We start from the raw sequence: 15,868 nt of genomic DNA, 5'->3' as shown, positions 1-15,868 counted from the left end.
TTTGATGATAAACGATAGTTTAAAAAAGTGTATCGAAAGTAGAAGTAGTACTTTTTTAAATAATGAAAATATATGAGGTGCTAGTATATATGAAAAGACGGACGTATGATATTCCAGTCGCGTTGCGAAGAGAATGGTTTTTAATAGAGTTAGCGCATTTAACGAAGAAATATGGAATTGAAATTGCAACCAGTAAAATAGAAGATGCACCATTTCTAAGAGATAAAGTTACAGAATTGAAAATAGGAGCTGGTTTGCAATACGATAAATATGATGATGAGTACATCATCGAGTTTTAAACAAAGAAGCTGCGTATAAAAGGTTATTAAAGAGACCTTTTATACGCAGCTTTTTTTGTAAAGAAAAAGCTTTATTGAGAAATATATAAAACGCTTATTGCAAAAAGGAATGAAGGAATGTTGAGAGAATAACGTTTGATAAGAAAGGAATGTGGCTATTAATTTCTTATCAAATGTATTGTAAAAGTAATCGATTAAATGGAATAAAAACAATTGGTGTTCAACGTTATGGTAGCGCTTTCTTTCAAGGGGAAAAGGGGGATTTTAATGGGGATTATGAAAAGGTGTATCGTATTACTTATTTTACTTTGTTTTATGAGTCCGATGGTTGTCAGTACAAATGTACACGCAGAGGTTGTAACAGAGCTTAAGACTGGCTTTCCAAATCAAGAAGTATTTACTCCTGGAGAATGGTTTTTAGGTCAGAAACCTGCTAATTATGATGAGAATAAACCACCAATTCTCTTTGTACAAGGAAGAAATGGTAATGCGGATAGTTGGTATGGAAAGACAGTATATCATGATATGAATGATATGTACGATTATGCTTTGAAAGCAGGCTATCAAACTGTATTTATTCAATTATATGATGCCGCAGGGAAAGGATCTGCTAGCCAATGGGACAATGGAAAATTGTTAGCACAAAAGCTTGAAGAGATTTATAATCATTTTGGTAAAAAAGTAAATGTTGTAGCTCACAGTAAAGGTGGTATCGATACACAAGCTGCGTTAGTTGGATATGGAGCGAATCGATTTGTTGGAAATGTTATTACGCTTGCCACTCCACATTACGGATCAAATTTAGCGGATTTATCATATAGTTGGTGGGCAGGGTGGCTTGCCTCTATATTAGGTCAAAAAGATGATGGGACATATTCATTACAAATAGGTGAAATGGCAAAGTTTCGTTCTACAATAGATAATAATCCAGCAGCTAAATTAAACCGTTACTATACGGCTACTGGGACAAGCTGGGGACCTGTTTTTTCAGCATTATCTATGGGCGGGTTGTATTTGTCATCATATGGTTCTAATGATGGGTTAGTGAACGAATGGAGTGCTAAGTTACCATATGGAACACATTTATTTACAGATTCACGGTTTGATCATGATAATATACGAAAAGGTTCAGCTGTTTTCGCACGAATTGAACCATATTTACGGACGGCGAATGTACCAGTACCGGTTTTATTAGCCCCAAGTAATAGTTCAGAGGAAAAGGTAGAACAATTAAACACAACCTCTAATCAAGCTATTTTAGGAGGAGAGTTGTCACAAAATCAGTGGGTAGGGCAAACTGTCGCAGTTGATAAAAAGGCAGAAGGGGTAGTTTCTGTTTTAACAGCTTCTTCGGATGTAGAAATACAACTAATATCTCCAAAAGGAAAAGTTTATACAAATAAAGATAGTGCTGTATCTACTGGTGAAGGTGAATCTTTCTTTAAAGGAGCGACTATAAGAACATTTAAATTTGATAAAATGGAAGCAGGAGAATGGCAAGTTAAAATGATGGCGAAGCAGCCGAAAGATGCATATGTAATCGTAACCGATTACAAAAAAGATGCTCCGTTCGTCCTTCAAATGCCGGCAAAAGTTAAAGTAAATAAAGCAGAGTATAAACTCAAAAAATCACCTGTAGCTCCAGAAATGAAAGGCGATCTTTCAGTAACAGTAAGAGTAATTAATAAAGATGGAAAGTTAGTTTCAGAATCAAATGAATCGCAAAATATTAATACAAATACATTTACAGGTGCTTTGAAAAATATAGAACAGCCAGGTGTATATAACGTTACAATTGATATAAAAGGGATGAATAAGGAAGGACAACCTTATAATCGTACGATAGTTAAGTCGGTTTATGTGGAGAAGTAGGAAAGAATGAATAGGTTTTAATAAAAAAAGTGCCGAATTCTTGTGGTAGAAGGATTTCGGCACTTTTTCATATTTAGTAAATGAATAAAAAAGTGAAATGGGAGTTTATGTTGTATAAGAGGACGATAGGAATCAAAAAACGTTATGTAATAAAAAAAGATGCTGAATTAGCATCTGAATGTGAGGGAATGGTATTAATTTAGTTTTGTAACTGTTAATTCAACTGAATTTATACCATTATCACAAGTTACAATACTTTGATGATTGAAACCACTATTATTTCTAAGTTGAAGAGTTGAATTAGCTGGAACCGTAACAATAGTTTCGCCAACTAGTTGAAGGCATTTGTTATTTGATGAAGTATTCATTTGAAAAGCGAAATCACCTTGACTATTAGCAAGTGGATTGTTATTTAAAAATATAATTATGACTGGAAGATGGGGAAATACAGGATTTAACGTAGTGTTAATACTTGAAATGAAAGAAATTCTATAATCACCAGCTTTACTAAATTGTATAGTAGTCGGATTTAGTAAGGAAACTCCTCCTGCCAAAGGGCCAACGTGATTAAACGGAAAAGAACCGCCAAAAGGAACAGTTATAAACTCAGTTTGCCAAAAAGTGCCGTAAGCAGGCTTAGATGATTTATGTGAATGGTCGCATGAACATTTTTTATACGAACTGGAAGATTGATGGCACGAACATTTTTTATATGAACTAGAAGAAGAGTGGCATGAACATTTTTTATATGAACTTGAAGAATGATAGTATGAACCCAAAATATTACCTCATATTAATATTAAATGTATAACACATAGTAGTTTATGCAATCGAAAAGCAAGTGGCGTGTATACTTGCCCATATATAAGGTAATAGATTTGGGATAAAAAGCTGGCATAATATAAAGTGCTCTAATGAGGAGGTATAGTTTTCAAAAGAATAGAATTAGAATTATATATGTAATGACTTTTGAAGACGAAAAAACTAAAAATTTAGCAGATAACTCTATCCAAGGTTTTAAAATGTTGAATTATTTAAACTTTAAGATAGTATATCGCCAAAGTAAAGATGAGAAGCATTTTAAGGACAGCATTTTAGTGAAACAGAGAAATGGATAAAGCGATGATTAAGTTTCTAACTTAGTCGTTGTTTTTTATTTATGTAGTTGGGCAGGAAGAAGGCAAAAAATATCGAATGAATGTAATTATACAGAATTGTTTGTATTCGATATGGGTAGTAGTTAAAGATACGTTAGTTATATTTCAAACAGTAAGAAAAGAGAGATTAAATAATAGAGGGAGCAACTTACATGGAAAATATATTAAAGGTATCCTCAAAATCAAGTCCGAATTCAGTAGCAGGTGCAATAGCGGGCGTACTGAGAGCAAGTGGTAATGTAGAAATCCAAGTAATTGGAGCTGGTTCTTTAAATCAAGCGATTAAAGCGATTGCGATTGCAAGAGGTTTTGTCGCTCCAAGTGGAATTGACTTGGTTCTTGTTCCAGCGTTTCAAGAGGTTACTATCGATAATCAAGAAAGAACAGCAATCAAATTAATTGTAGGTCCTAGAAGAAAAAGGTCTTAATAGCGAGCACTAATAAAAGGGGATTTGAAAAGGTCAATAGACTCCAAAAAGTTAGACACGTTATTTCATTTGACAGTTCCTTGAGCTTGGACACAGTAGTGTACCGGATTCATGTCTTTTAATTTCCACTTATATTTATCGGATTTTTCTAGAAACTTAAAAATGCCAAATCCTTTGTGACATAAGGGATTTGGCATTTTTGAAGTTTTTATGTTTTTTAAATAAATACCAAAACTGCTCATTCTTCTCCCAAGATTCAACGATATAGGCTTATAAACCTTGTTATATCAAGGTTTATAAGTTTTGTTTTTTATCGATGCTCACATTTTGCTCACATTAGAATTTCTTCGGTTTTTATTTGATATTTTCATAAGGTTTTATTACATTCTCAAAATTTTCTGCGGCTTGTTGCTGCATGTTCTGTGTGATGTGACTATACTTGTCTAAAGTCATTTGAATAGATGAATGCCCTAAGCGATCTTGTACGATTTTAGGGTGTTCCCCAGCCTGAAGCATGAGTGTAGCGTGAGTATGTCGTAAGTCGTGTATACGAATCCGAGGAACACCAGCTTTTTTATAGTGATCATTCAAAAAGCGATGAGGAGCATCTATATGTAAGGGCGAATGTATCGTATTGCCGGTGAAAATAAAGGCTTCTTCATTCAAGTGTATACCCCAGCGGAAAAATTCTTTCTTTTTATAGGAGTAGTAGGATTGTAACTTCTCTATAACAAAAGAAGAGATACTAATGCTTCTATTTGAAGACTTAGTTTTTGTAGCAGCTTTAAATAGTCCTGTTTCTGTTTTTACCAGCGATTTATTAACCAAAATACGTTTATTATCAAAGTCAATATCTTTCCATGTTAGTGCAAGTAATTCTCCGCGTCTCATACCTGTATAGATTGCAAGTAAGAAGAACATATAGTACTTAATATTTTTTTCTTTTAGATACTGGAGAAATCGATTACATTCCTCGCTAGACCATGTTTTCATCTCACCTTGCTCTTCACGTGGTTTTTTAACCTTATTCATTATATTGTCATGTATAATTTCCCATTCTACAGCGTGTTTGAAAATACATCTTAGGCAGCGGTGGATATTGCTGATTGTACCATTTGATAGTCCCTTTTCCTTAAGTTCAGCATAGTAGCTTTGAATCATTACGGGTTTAATACTTTTAATTTTTTTATAACTAAATGGAGGAAGGATATAGAGCCTAACTAAGCTCATGTCTTTTTCATAAGATGTAATTTTTAATTCAGCTTTACGAAGAGGCTTTAACTTTTCCCATACATCTAAAACAGTTAATTGTTTGTCATCAAAATATATTCCTTTCTCTATCTCTGTAATCATCGTTGCAGCAACATTTTGGGCTTCTTTTTTTGTTCTAAAACCACCTTTGCTTTTTTGTTTCCTTCTTCCTGTAGTTGGGTCGATACCTATATCGATTGTAAATGACCATTTTTCTCCCCGTTTATGAAAGTATCCTTGCATAAATAAGCCCTCCTTATTGTTATTTGGAACAATTATAGTATTGAGATATTTCTTTTTGTAATTTACTAGCTAGTAATTGATTTTCATAATGTAAAAGCCTTTTTTCGGCAAACTGTGGTGTTACATTGAATTTTTCTGCAATTATATATGCTTTTAACTGTAGGGGAGGAATGTTTCTTAACATAAAAGTAGGTACACAAAATTGTTGTGCGAAGTTTTTAGCCTTTGCTTCTTGATAATCTAGAAACATTTGGTGCATTAATAATTGATTACCAGAATGAAATAGAATGTGACAGGTCTCATGGCCAAAATCCTCCCATTGTTCTTGCTGAGAGATACGATTATCAATAACTAAGTTAGCCATTTGATTTCTTTCCATTGCATGACTTCCAAATGGAGCAAAATACAGCCAAATGTTTAACTTTTTCGCAATCTCCATCATATCAATTTGTTCAGGAACAATAATAGATAAGGATTGGTACAAGTGCTGGATATAGTCTTCAAGTTGTGTAGTGTAGTAGGGTTGCGATTGATACATATTTTCACTCCATTCCAATTGAATAAGAACGTTTGTTCTTTTTTTAATATAATATAATAAATAATACAAAGTTAAAAGATGTGATTCGAAAGTTATAATTCAACCTTTTAATAGAAAGTAAGTGTTAAGATATGGTTATAGATGAATGAAATTTATGGTAAAATATAATAGTAGAAATAAGAAACGAAAAAAGATGAAAAATTAAAAAACTTATATACTTTTAAGGATTTGAGGAGGAATAGAGATTTGTAATTTGCAACGAGAAATAAGAGAGAAAGTATATATACTAAAGTTAATTTTATAATTGTTATTATGAGACAGAAAAACTAATAGCTAGATTGGTATATAAATAAAAAGATAAAAACATTAAAAATTAGTAGTTATTGTATGATAAATAAAAGATTTAAGACATTATAGCAGCTGAAGTTAATTATTTTAATATAAGAATGGGGAGTTTTCGAGATGTCAAATAATATTCAAATAATTGTTATACCCGGAATCATGGGTAGTACTTTAAAGAATAAATATATCCAAATTTGGCCATGGTCAGATTATGCCTTTGATCAATATAAAACTTTAAAGAATATCAATAAAGCCAGCATTTATGCATCTAAACTTGAACCATATACGTACAAAAAATTAGTTGAAGAATTAAAAGCAATATCCAATAATGTTACTCCATTTCCGTATGATTGGAGACAGAATAACTTAAATCATTTTAAAGAATTGGAAAAAAAACTTGACCCAAGTGCAGAAGAAATTGTTATTGTGGCCCATAGTATGGGGGGGATATTAGCAAAATTATTCCTTAATGAACATAGAGGCTCTGATTTAATTAATAGAGTATCTAAACTAATTACAATAGGAACTCCATGGAATGGTGCAATGGATGCATATAAAACATTGAAATACGGTAAAGCTATACCGGAAAAAAATCTTTTTAGAGGGCTCTTTTTATCTGAAAAAACATGTAAGGAGATATCGCCGTACTTCCCAAGTATATACCAGCTACTTCCTTCAAATAGGTATTGCGAGCTTGCTAGACAAGTTGAAACAAAAGAATTAGTCTCATATAAAATAAATGATGTATGTTATCAAGATCATGATGAATTTTTTGATAAACATATAAAGGAAGATTTTTTAAATTGTGAATTAGAATATTCCAAGGTAATTGAAGATTTCAGAGAATTGTTATCTGAAGAACTGCCTGAACATGTTAATCATTATGAGATTGTAGGAATAAACAGTGGTACTATTTCTGGAATTAATGTGAATTCCTTGAAAGAGGCGGAAGGCGATTTTAGAAGCGGTGATGGGACAGTCCCTCTATTTAGTGCTATATCTCATCAAGAGAGATCGTTTTTTGTACATAAAGTGGAACATAGTGATTTGCCGAAGAGTCCAATCGTTAGGAATTTAGTAAAAGATATGATTACTAAAGAAGAGGATACTCTTATGGGGGAATTAATAGAATCAGAATTGCTTTTCACAAGATTGGATAGTTCACATAATAAGGGGTATAACGGGACAATTATTAAAGTTGCGTGTCCAGTTGCGATTTCATTGGTGGATAAAAATGGTAATATTGTGTATGGTGCAATAGAGACAATTGATGAAGAGGGATTAAAAGAAATAACGAAGGAAGAATATAATGTAAAAACTATAGGGACCACTACCTATGTATTATTTGATGGAGAAGCTGATAAAATAGATGATTTTGAAAGTTTAGTTATTCGTGCATATGATCAAGGTCCAACAACAGTAACTGTGGATGAATATGTTAATGGTGAGAACGTTAAAAGAAATGCTTTTAAAACGTTTACGATTAATACTGATATGCAAGCTGAACTAGTACTTTCAGATGATATTGAAGAGAACAAATTATATGTTGAGGTTGAGGGCAAAGAACCAATCGAGATTGATTCAAGTATTGAAGAAGTTATTAGTGAGATTACATGTCCAGAGACTTCTGGAGAAATTGTTGGAGCAAATACTTATATTGTTAATGAAAATGAAGCAGTTATAGTTAGAGGCAATACTTATTTTCGTATTAATAATATTGAACAAGGAACATATGAAATAGATAGTACTTTTGTAACGATTAATGGTGAAATAGTTTGTATGAATGAAGCAGGTGAAATGCTTCTAGAACTTAACGAAGGATTAAACAATATAGAATATTTTACTAAAGATATCTTTGGAAATATGGAGGATGCTAAAAAAATTGATGTGATTCTTTTACCATTAAATAGTATTCAAGTGGAAATTGAATTTTTACCTACTCAATATACACTAGATATAAAATATAAGGATATATATGAAGAGGTAATGGCAAAGTATAATTTAGGTATTGGACAGATTCATTGGAAATTCGATAATGAAACAGACGTTTATGGAAATGATGTATTTTATAGGGTGGCGCATAGAAAGTTGTCGATTTCTTTTGTGGATATCTTTGGTGAAGAACAAAAGTACAATACAACAATAGCAGAAGATGCAATCGCTTCGATATTTGAAGGTACTGCTAGTAAAGAGTCACTGGAACAATTTATAGAGTTTCTGCAGTTGGGTAATTATAAAACTAGGTTTATTATGCCAGAAGAATTCCAAGGAAAAGGTACTCGTTACACAAAAATTAACAAAGAAAACATTGCTAACTGTTCAGAGATAAGAATAGAGGATGATTTGTATAAAGTTCGAATAATGAGAAATAAAAAATATCAAGTAGCTTTTCAAAACCTTGCAGAAGATATAGTATTAAATAAGTTTCCTTTGTATTCTTTAGAGTTTAAACTAATTGATAATGAATGGAATAGATATATAAATTCTAAGGAATTAAAATTCTTTATAAAAATTCATGGTTTTAAAGATGACGTCTTTACAGAAATTGAAGATGTGAGATTTGATTTAAAGAAAAATGTTTACATTGCCGATATAAATTTGGATATGATAAATAAGAAGTTAAATAAAGATTATTGGTTAAGTAATGCAGCTCCAACATTAGAAATTAATATTATTGAAAATAGTAATGGGAATGAGAATAGTTTAAGATCTCAAAACATATCAATAAGAACAACTGAATAAAAATCAAGGAGGGGAATATAGTGGAAATATTAGTTGTTAATTTAACGCTATTCATTTTGTTAACATGGTCTTATGTATTAGTTAAAAAACAACTTCAAAAAAGTATAATGTTTGATGTATCCATTTTATATTTATTAAAATACACTATATTCCCAGTGATAGTAGCAGTAGTAAACAGTATTGTTTTATATATATTTTTTATAAAATGGATTACACTAGCTATCATACCACTTGCTATCCCTTTAATTAGAGGCGTAATTAAAGGGATAAAAATAATTTATGATAAAAACGAGTATAAAACTTTAGAAGATATAGTTGTTCCCATAGTGTTAAGTGAATTTAAACAAAAAGGCTTTATTATTGATATAGCACAAATAAGCATAAGGCCTAAACAAGCTAAAGAACTTGATATTGTAGTAAATATTAAAGAGGAAAATAAGTGGGTAGATAGTATTGAAAAGTCGATTGAAAATAAAATAAGGCTAAATTTACAATCAAAGGGATATTTAGTTCAGGTAATATTAAAATCACCTTATAAAAAAAAAGAAAATAAACCATTTATCCCTTCAATAGTATAAAAAATAAACATGCAAAATGCATGTTTATTTTTTATCAATCTACATTTTTCTATTATTTTCATTATACATAATAAACTCCCAAAAACGTTTTAATTCCCCCCGTTTTTCAGGTGAGGCGTCTTTAATATCTTTAAACCAGAGACCTAAATCTGAATCATTAATTATATCTGTTTCTTCCTCTATACCTTCTCTTTTAATGAATCCAATCTCTTCTAAGAGAGTTTCTGTTTTCTTATTCATGGCTTTTGATATTTTTTCAATTACCAACAGTGTCGGCTCTACAGGTTTGCCAGTTCTAGAGTCGAGGCCTTTTTCTAGTTTATCTATATATGTATGACTTACATCACATTTTTGAGCAAAATCTCGCAAGGAGAGCTTATTTTTAAAACGATAATCTTTAATAATTTCACCAAGAGTCTTTTTCATTTTTCAACCTCCTATCATAATTGTAAACAATAATTTACAAAAAGAAACGAAAATAGACAAAAAAACAAGTAAAACATTGTTGACAGTTAAGTAAACTATAGTTTACAATTAATTTTGTAATCATATGAATACAAAGGAAGGAAGGATAAGTATATGAATAAATTAGCTGTATTCCGAAAAGAAAAATCAATATCTCAAGAAAAATTAGCGATTTGTGTTGGCTCATCTCGTACTTATATTTCTGAAATTGAAAACAATAAAAAGCAACCAAATGTTAAACTAGCCATAAAAATTGCAAAAACTCTAGGGACGAATGTGGAAAGGATATTTTAGGGTCTTTTTGTAAACTATGGTTTACTAAAAATACAATTAGAAAGGTGTGTAAATAATGATTAACTTCGATATTGAATCATTCCGTCAAATCATCCGAGAAGAAGTGCAAAAAGCAACCGAGCATCTTCAACCTATGAACGAACTACCACCATTTTTAACTATTTCGGAATTAATGGAACTGTTACATATCAAACGTACCAAAGCATCTGAGTTATTAAATCGTCCTGATTTCCCAGTATGTCGTGAAGCAGGGGTTCTTATTCCTACACATCTTCTTTTTAAGTGGATGGAAAATCATACTGACTGGGTAGAAAACAATACAGAGTATTACAATCCATTTAAAGAATCCGTCTAATACTAAGTTACCATGTTGGGTTGTCACAAATAAATAATACGTTAGGTACGAATGGGGGAAGTAAACGATGTCTATAGGAAAAGAAGTTGCTATGGCACGTAAACGAAAGGGAATCACTCAAGAACAACTCTCCTTAGAAATCCCTGTGAGTCGTGAGTCACTAGCAAAATATGAAACTGAAAAACGACGAATACCGAAAGACCTACGAAAATGTATTACTGAAGGAATAGATGACCCACAATTGTTTTTTAAAATGTGGAGTGAGGCAACAGGTCATGTAAGTATTCCATTCTTTAATGGGGAATACATAGACCCTCATCCCACAAGTATGAGGTACATGGTTCAGCAAGAAACAAATGAAGCTTTGAAACAGCTTGATACATTATGTTGGTTTAAACCTTCACAAGTATGGTCTGAACATGAGAAAGAATCTATGAAAAAGGCTATGCATGAAATTTTAGATGCTACAGGTTCGATGATGAGTCTAGTAGCGGTCTTATGTGATCAGTACGGTTTTTCAATGACAGATATATTTAAGTATTGGAAGGTTTCATTAAGAGCAAGGAAATATACAGATGGTTAATTTGATTATTACTAGGGAGGTTAAAGTAATGACAATTGATTATGTGAGTCCAACTTTAAAGCAATATAAAGAACTGGTAAGAAAAGAAGCAAATTTATATGGTGATATCCGAATCGCATCAATTTGTGGAGATTTTATAAAGGCAAAAAGTTTAAAGCAAGAGAAGAAATTAACGGAGATAAGAATTCGAATTATAGAAGCTGCATTTGTTTTGAAAAATAAAAAGAAAAAAGAAATGGCTACCGCATAGCCCGCGATAACCAATAATATCAACAAATAAATTATAACATATTCCGATTTAATGCGACAAGCAACTGCGCTTGTCGTTATGGCCAGAAAGAATTGTTCTCCTATTGTTAATAGTTTATAAGATTGTGCTTTCTGGTCATAACGATACGTACAGTATCAAATTATTTGAAGTGTGAGGGATGAAACATGCAAGTAGAAAGTAATCGTCTGTTTGATTTAGTTCTACCAGGAGACTTTGCTTTTGCAAGTGAATTACATAACTGCATGGTGACATGTATTCATAACATGTTTAATGCTGGTTCGCTTGATGAAGCAGATCACTGGGAGAAAGAGTTAAATAGGTGCGCTAAAGAATTCAAGAGTATTCGTAACGCAAGAGAAGAACATGATGTATCAAAAAGTTATCGAGTAGTTGTTAAAAATCTTCAAGGGAAAGGAATCGATGCATCATTAGTTAGTCGTAGAAAATAAAAAATCTATCACTTGGCAGAGTGATAGATTTTAGACTCTTATAGAGAGTCTTTATAAAAATAAAAGTAGATTAAGTATATCAAAGTAAACCAAGTAAAACAATGGAGGATGAATATTATGGCAGTTTATAGACCTGTTCAGGTTTCATATTGGCAAGATGCATTTGTTTTAGATCTTACACCAGAGGAGAAATACTTTTACTTGTATTTAATGACTAACAGTAAAACTTCTCAGAGTGGAATTTATGAGCTTCCATTACGTGTTATAGAAATGGATACAGGATATAACCGTGAAACAGTTGAGAAACTATTAGAGCGGTTTAGTGATTACGGAAAAATTAATTACAACAAGAAGACTAAAGAAATCATGTTGCTTAATTGGCTTAAATTTAATGCTATTACAAATATGAACATTGAAAAGTGTGTGCTGAAAGAAATACAGAGCATTAAAGACGAGGAGTTTTTAGTTGATTTTTATGAAACCTGTTTAGAGCAAGAGAAACAGCAGGATTTTAAAATTCCTCGTATTAAGGAGTACTTCCAAGCTCGTTTTGAGTGGCTTGCAAGGGGCTTCGATGACCCTATGAAGGAAAAAGAAGAAACAAAAACAGAAACAAAAGAAAAAGAAGAAACAAAAACAGAAACAAAAGAAGCAGCGAGCTGCTCCGAAATGCAAAAAGTAGCAGAAGAAAATCCAATAGCATTTTATGAACAAAATTTTGGAGTTCTTAAACCTTTTGTAGCTGAAGGTATTAACGCTTGGATTGATGATTTAAATACACAACTTGTAATTAAGGCAATGAAAATCGCTTTAGAAAAAAATGCACCTAATATGTCTTATGTGCAAGGAATTTTAAGAGATTGGCATGCTAAAGGGTATAAAAGCATTAATGATGTTGAAGCTGCACAAGCTCAATTCCGTAAGAAATATCAGTCACGTGGTGGAAGAAATAATGCTCGAAAAGAAATTGTTCCTGATTGGTTACATACTCAAGATACGGAAACACATTCTCAGTCAGTAGAGCGTAGTGAAACCGAATTAGAAGCTGAACGTAAACGTTTAGAACAAGTGTTATCTAAATATAAAAAAGAGGCTTAGGAGGATTGTAATGCCAAAGCAGCTAACAATCTTTGATGTTGAACCAGTTGTGTCATTTGATCCTAAGAAGGCTCATGTTCATCGGTTAAATTCTAAACTACGTTTTGCTGACGTTGTTGTACAAATACCACGCCAAGCAAAGGCGATTGACGAATTAAAACCAACGACAGCACCTGATGAGCGTTATGAGTTGTTTGAAGATTACGTGATTGGTATTTGGCGCTATAAGCGATCGGAGGATAAAGAATTTGTATGGGAAGAAGCAGAAAAAATGTGTAAGCAAGCACGGGATGAAAAAAAGCCGATTCCAATACGGCTCCATTTATCACTTGAACAATCATTTGTTCCAGAAAATGTTGTGCGATATTTGTAGACAAACAAAAAAGCCGAGATTGCTCCCGACTTACTTCGACAAAGTAATTATAACATATGGGAGTGATTATGGTGGGAATTAGAAAAGAAAACCTTGTAGAAATGACAGCTGAAATAGATTTGAAAATAAACGGAATATATATTGTTAAAAATGGTCAGGTCCAAATAATAGAACCACCTCAAGGCGGATTTGGTGAACAATCATTTGTATATCAAAGTGGAAAAGTAATTCGTATGGAAGAGCGAAAAACACAGTTATTATAATAAAATTTGAATTTTATAAAAATTAATTGAGGATAATCCTTATAAATAAAAGCTCCATTCTCAAAAGGGTGAGAGTGGAGCCTGTGGATGAAATTACTGAGTTCTTGGGATGGTGAACATCAGCACATAAATAATATCATGAGTATTCAGAAAAAAACATTGAGTAAATATTTCCGATTCTTCAAATTATAGTTAATTAGTTTTCAATAAACAAAAGCGTTATTTGAGACAAAAAAGAGCGCCCTGTATAGGCGCCTTAATAAGTCTCACTTAATGATCAAGATAATTACTTACCTATTGTTATTTATATGATTCAAATAAAAAAGCAGAACAAAATCCTTATTTAAAGATAAAGAGCGCTTTCCAGGGCGCTCTTAGATCAAAACTTATATTGAATATGAATACACACGATATTGTATGCATGCTGTTTTAGGTATGTGTAGTTGTACAATAAAATCTTTATTATGTATTGAAATAAAAAACATGTACAAAAATTGTACATGTCTATATAAAATCTATGTCTTGTCTATGTAAATATATGCGTGTTATATGAAAATGGTGAGTACCTTTGAAAAAATAAAGAGCACCTTAAAAGGTGCTCAATAGCTAAAACTGAGATGATTATGATTATTGTATGTATGTTTCTAATGTATGTGCAGTTTTTATATAAAATCGTTATTTGAATAGAAAAGGACAGCTGAAATGTTCAGTAGATATATTTATCATTTCAGCTGGTATTCAATGTTTTAGAAACCAATTTTTTTAAACATCTTAGTATATGTAATTACAAGTACAGCTTGTGCAATTACGAATAGTGAACCTGTCAATATTTTTAGGTTATGATCTAATGCACTGAATATTGCCATAGATATTCCAATTAAGATAAAGAGTACACTTAGGAAAGGCGTAATTTTCATTAACACATTAAGTCTTTTATTCATATACGGACCTCCTGTTCTCTATAGATTTAAGTATTAAACGAGCTTATAAATATATTTTACTATATTTTTGTTTTTGGATATATAGGCACGTATATAAGTACCGTAGAAATTTGAACAAAAACGCTATTTTGTACTTAGGAAATGGTGATGTTTATATAAATGATAAAGCAGCTAGCTCAATGAACTAACTGCTTTATCGTCCAACAAGAACAATACCCACAATACACTGTAACTAAAGGTTACAACTATAGTATGAGCAGAAGTGAAAATGTTATGCAAAAAAGAAAGCTAAACAAAAACTTCATTTTATAAAATATTCCCATGCAACAAAGGACACTTTCATTAGTGCCCTTTGTTGCATGGGAATAGCGTAAGTGGCCAGCTCACGTTATAAAGAAAGGTAGACTTTAATGTATTCAAAACCTGCTTAAATGTTGAAAACAAAAGAGCAGCTAGCCAAAGCTAACTGCTCCATTGCAACTTGTTAACAAAAGAAAAAGGTTGCTATTCAGGAATTGAACGGCTCGTAGATATTATGTGGAAGTTTTGGAATTTTATTCAGATAAATTTAAAAAAGCAGCTAGCAAAAGCTAACTGCTTAGCCTCAATGAAGAGAGATGGGTGCTTTATTAGGTCTAAGGCTTAAATAAGGGTTTTAGATGTTAAGACCTAAGACCTAAGACCTAAGACCTAAATATAGTATGGATCTCACTTCAGAAATTATGCATATAAATTGTATTCCTACAAAAATGGTTAAAAAACAAAGCAGCTAGCTCAATTAGCTAACTGCTCGGTATCTCCAAGGGAGAACAAGGAGAAAATCTAATGTCATATACAGTATTGACGGGATGTTTATTAAATAATCATTCACTTATGGTTGGTTCCAAAAAAGTGACATACCAACAAAATATAAAATTATTAAAAGGACAATCGCTATGAGGATAACCAGAGAAAAAATTTTCCATGATTTTTTCATCAATAGGCCTCCTTTATGAAGAATTTTAACATCTATCTAAAATTCGAACAAAATAGTTATTTTATAGAAAAAGGGGACTGATAGAGAAATATAATTTTAATATTTTTATTTCATAAGTTTTACAGGTATGTGGGTATTATATGAAAAGATGCAATGGCCATAATTAAACATCTTCATTATGTCTGATTGATTTGTCTGTTCATATAATAAAACTAATTGTATAAAAAACAAATAAAAGATTAGAGGGATATATATGCAACAAAATAAAAAGGCTAAATCCCGTCTGCATGAACTTCAGAGGCAATGTAGGATTGCTTTTCCTTGTCCTGTTCCTGTTCCTGGCCCTCAAG

18 protein-coding genes and 1 pseudogene are annotated in these 15,868 nt (G+C 31.8%); 14 read left to right on the top strand and 5 right to left on the bottom strand.

Going from position 1 to position 15,868, the window contains the following annotated elements; genetic code table 11:
• Positions 1-89 precede the first annotated feature (89 nt).
• Positions 90-299: a hypothetical protein gene (locus BAQ49_RS11550; protein ID WP_000830289.1), complete on the top strand. Its 210-nt coding sequence runs from the start codon at positions 90-92 to the stop codon at positions 297-299.
• 267 nt (positions 300-566) lie between these two features.
• A complete protein-coding gene (locus tag BAQ49_RS11545) occupies positions 567-2,171 on the top strand; it encodes a lipase family alpha/beta hydrolase (RefSeq protein ID WP_071745424.1) in 1,605 nt (534 codons plus the stop codon).
• Positions 2,172-2,365: 194 nt separating this feature from the next.
• On the opposite strand, the gene BAQ49_RS11540 is transcribed toward BAQ49_RS11545, so the two are convergent.
• On the bottom strand, positions 2,366-2,950 hold the full coding sequence (locus BAQ49_RS11540) for a preprotein translocase (RefSeq protein WP_071745423.1): 585 nt from the start codon (positions 2,948-2,950) through the stop codon (positions 2,366-2,368).
• A 183-nt stretch (positions 2,951-3,133) separates the two neighbouring features.
• Between BAQ49_RS11540 and BAQ49_RS32900 the strand changes: the two genes are divergently transcribed.
• On the top strand, positions 3,134-3,289 hold the full coding sequence (locus tag BAQ49_RS32900) for a hypothetical protein (protein ID WP_165616041.1): 156 nt from the start codon (positions 3,134-3,136) through the stop codon (positions 3,287-3,289).
• A gap of 191 nt (positions 3,290-3,480) precedes the next feature.
• Positions 3,481-3,756, top strand: a complete 276-nt coding sequence (locus tag BAQ49_RS11530) for a stage V sporulation protein S (RefSeq protein ID WP_000427797.1) — start codon at positions 3,481-3,483, stop codon at positions 3,754-3,756.
• Between the two features lie 354 nt (positions 3,757-4,110).
• On the opposite strand, the gene BAQ49_RS11525 is transcribed toward BAQ49_RS11530, so the two are convergent.
• Both BAQ49_RS11525 and BAQ49_RS11520 read right to left on the bottom strand, forming a co-directional pair.
• A complete protein-coding gene (locus BAQ49_RS11525) occupies positions 4,111-5,250 on the bottom strand; it encodes a site-specific integrase (RefSeq protein ID WP_071745421.1) in 1,140 nt (379 codons plus the stop codon).
• Positions 5,251-5,269: 19 nt separating this feature from the next.
• Positions 5,270-5,788, bottom strand: a complete 519-nt coding sequence (locus tag BAQ49_RS11520; protein ID WP_071745420.1) for an ImmA/IrrE family metallo-endopeptidase — start codon at positions 5,786-5,788, stop codon at positions 5,270-5,272.
• Between the two features lie 462 nt (positions 5,789-6,250).
• Between BAQ49_RS11520 and BAQ49_RS11515 the strand changes: the two genes are divergently transcribed.
• Positions 6,251-8,872, top strand: coding sequence for a lipase/acyltransferase domain-containing protein (locus BAQ49_RS11515; RefSeq protein ID WP_071745419.1), 2,622 nt, complete (start codon positions 6,251-6,253; stop codon positions 8,870-8,872).
• A 20-nt stretch (positions 8,873-8,892) separates the two neighbouring features.
• Complete coding sequence (locus BAQ49_RS11510) at positions 8,893-9,450, top strand: hypothetical protein (protein WP_071745418.1); 558 nt, start codon at positions 8,893-8,895, stop codon at positions 9,448-9,450.
• Between the two features lie 39 nt (positions 9,451-9,489).
• Here the strand turns inward: BAQ49_RS11510 and BAQ49_RS11505 are convergent, their stop codons facing one another.
• A complete protein-coding gene (locus BAQ49_RS11505; protein WP_071745417.1) occupies positions 9,490-9,876 on the bottom strand; it encodes a helix-turn-helix domain-containing protein in 387 nt (128 codons plus the stop codon).
• Positions 9,877-10,029: 153 nt separating this feature from the next.
• Between BAQ49_RS11505 and BAQ49_RS11500 the strand changes: the two are divergent.
• The 8 genes and pseudogenes from BAQ49_RS11500 (at position 10,030) to BAQ49_RS11465 (ending at position 13,601) form a co-directional block, all read left to right on the top strand.
• Positions 10,030-10,265: pseudogene (locus BAQ49_RS11500) on the top strand (helix-turn-helix transcriptional regulator).
• Positions 10,265-10,564, top strand: coding sequence for a helix-turn-helix domain-containing protein (locus BAQ49_RS11495; protein WP_071745415.1), 300 nt, complete (start codon positions 10,265-10,267; stop codon positions 10,562-10,564). Before BAQ49_RS11500 ends, BAQ49_RS11495 begins: the two are co-directional and overlap by 1 nt.
• A 67-nt stretch (positions 10,565-10,631) precedes the next feature.
• On the top strand, positions 10,632-11,147 hold the full coding sequence (locus BAQ49_RS11490) for a helix-turn-helix domain-containing protein (RefSeq protein ID WP_071745414.1): 516 nt from the start codon (positions 10,632-10,634) through the stop codon (positions 11,145-11,147).
• 28 nt (positions 11,148-11,175) lie between these two features.
• Positions 11,176-11,397: a hypothetical protein gene (locus BAQ49_RS11485; RefSeq protein ID WP_000151171.1), complete on the top strand. Its 222-nt coding sequence runs from the start codon at positions 11,176-11,178 to the stop codon at positions 11,395-11,397.
• Between the two features lie 185 nt (positions 11,398-11,582).
• Positions 11,583-11,867 carry a hypothetical protein gene (locus BAQ49_RS11480; protein WP_071745413.1) on the top strand — a complete coding sequence of 95 codons (285 nt, stop codon included), beginning with the start codon at positions 11,583-11,585 and terminating at the stop codon, positions 11,865-11,867.
• Positions 11,868-11,984: 117 nt separating this feature from the next.
• Complete coding sequence (locus tag BAQ49_RS11475) at positions 11,985-12,965, top strand: DnaD domain-containing protein (RefSeq protein WP_071745412.1); 981 nt, start codon at positions 11,985-11,987, stop codon at positions 12,963-12,965.
• 10 nt (positions 12,966-12,975) lie between these two features.
• Positions 12,976-13,338, top strand: coding sequence for a hypothetical protein (locus BAQ49_RS11470; protein ID WP_001126003.1), 363 nt, complete (start codon positions 12,976-12,978; stop codon positions 13,336-13,338).
• Between the two features lie 71 nt (positions 13,339-13,409).
• Positions 13,410-13,601 carry a DUF3954 domain-containing protein gene (locus BAQ49_RS11465; RefSeq protein ID WP_071745411.1) on the top strand — a complete coding sequence of 64 codons (192 nt, stop codon included), beginning with the start codon at positions 13,410-13,412 and terminating at the stop codon, positions 13,599-13,601.
• A 746-nt stretch (positions 13,602-14,347) separates the two neighbouring features.
• Here the strand turns inward: BAQ49_RS11465 and BAQ49_RS11460 are convergent.
• Positions 14,348-14,542 carry a hypothetical protein gene (locus BAQ49_RS11460; RefSeq protein ID WP_071745410.1) on the bottom strand — a complete coding sequence of 65 codons (195 nt, stop codon included), beginning with the start codon at positions 14,540-14,542 and terminating at the stop codon, positions 14,348-14,350.
• Positions 14,543-15,868 lie beyond the last annotated feature (1,326 nt).

Source organism: Bacillus proteolyticus (assembly GCF_001884065.1).
Classification (GTDB): domain Bacteria; phylum Bacillota; class Bacilli; order Bacillales; family Bacillaceae_G; genus Bacillus_A; species Bacillus_A proteolyticus.
Note: the sequence above shows the minus strand (reverse complement) of the source record. Positions and strands in the feature narration are given on the sequence as shown.

Coding starts and splice junctions, on each gene's coding strand:
- BAQ49_RS32900 (WP_165616041.1), top strand. CDS start 3,134: ATGACTTTTGAAGACGAAAAAACTAAAAATTTAGCAGATAACTCTATC.
- BAQ49_RS11520 (WP_071745420.1), bottom strand. CDS start 5,788: ATGTATCAATCGCAACCCTACTACACTACACAACTTGAAGACTATATC.
- BAQ49_RS11485 (WP_000151171.1), top strand. CDS start 11,176: ATGACAATTGATTATGTGAGTCCAACTTTAAAGCAATATAAAGAACTG.
- BAQ49_RS11490 (WP_071745414.1), top strand. CDS start 10,632: ATGTCTATAGGAAAAGAAGTTGCTATGGCACGTAAACGAAAGGGAATC.
- BAQ49_RS11550 (WP_000830289.1), top strand. CDS start 90: ATGAAAAGACGGACGTATGATATTCCAGTCGCGTTGCGAAGAGAATGG.
- BAQ49_RS11480 (WP_071745413.1), top strand. CDS start 11,583: ATGCAAGTAGAAAGTAATCGTCTGTTTGATTTAGTTCTACCAGGAGAC.
- BAQ49_RS11515 (WP_071745419.1), top strand. CDS start 6,251: ATGTCAAATAATATTCAAATAATTGTTATACCCGGAATCATGGGTAGT.
- BAQ49_RS11475 (WP_071745412.1), top strand. CDS start 11,985: ATGGCAGTTTATAGACCTGTTCAGGTTTCATATTGGCAAGATGCATTT.
- BAQ49_RS11545 (WP_071745424.1), top strand. CDS start 567: ATGGGGATTATGAAAAGGTGTATCGTATTACTTATTTTACTTTGTTTT.
- BAQ49_RS11460 (WP_071745410.1), bottom strand. CDS start 14,542: ATGAATAAAAGACTTAATGTGTTAATGAAAATTACGCCTTTCCTAAGT.
- BAQ49_RS11495 (WP_071745415.1), top strand. CDS start 10,265: ATGATTAACTTCGATATTGAATCATTCCGTCAAATCATCCGAGAAGAA.
- BAQ49_RS11525 (WP_071745421.1), bottom strand. CDS start 5,250: ATGCAAGGATACTTTCATAAACGGGGAGAAAAATGGTCATTTACAATC.
- BAQ49_RS11505 (WP_071745417.1), bottom strand. CDS start 9,876: ATGAAAAAGACTCTTGGTGAAATTATTAAAGATTATCGTTTTAAAAAT.
- BAQ49_RS11470 (WP_001126003.1), top strand. CDS start 12,976: ATGCCAAAGCAGCTAACAATCTTTGATGTTGAACCAGTTGTGTCATTT.
- BAQ49_RS11530 (WP_000427797.1), top strand. CDS start 3,481: ATGGAAAATATATTAAAGGTATCCTCAAAATCAAGTCCGAATTCAGTA.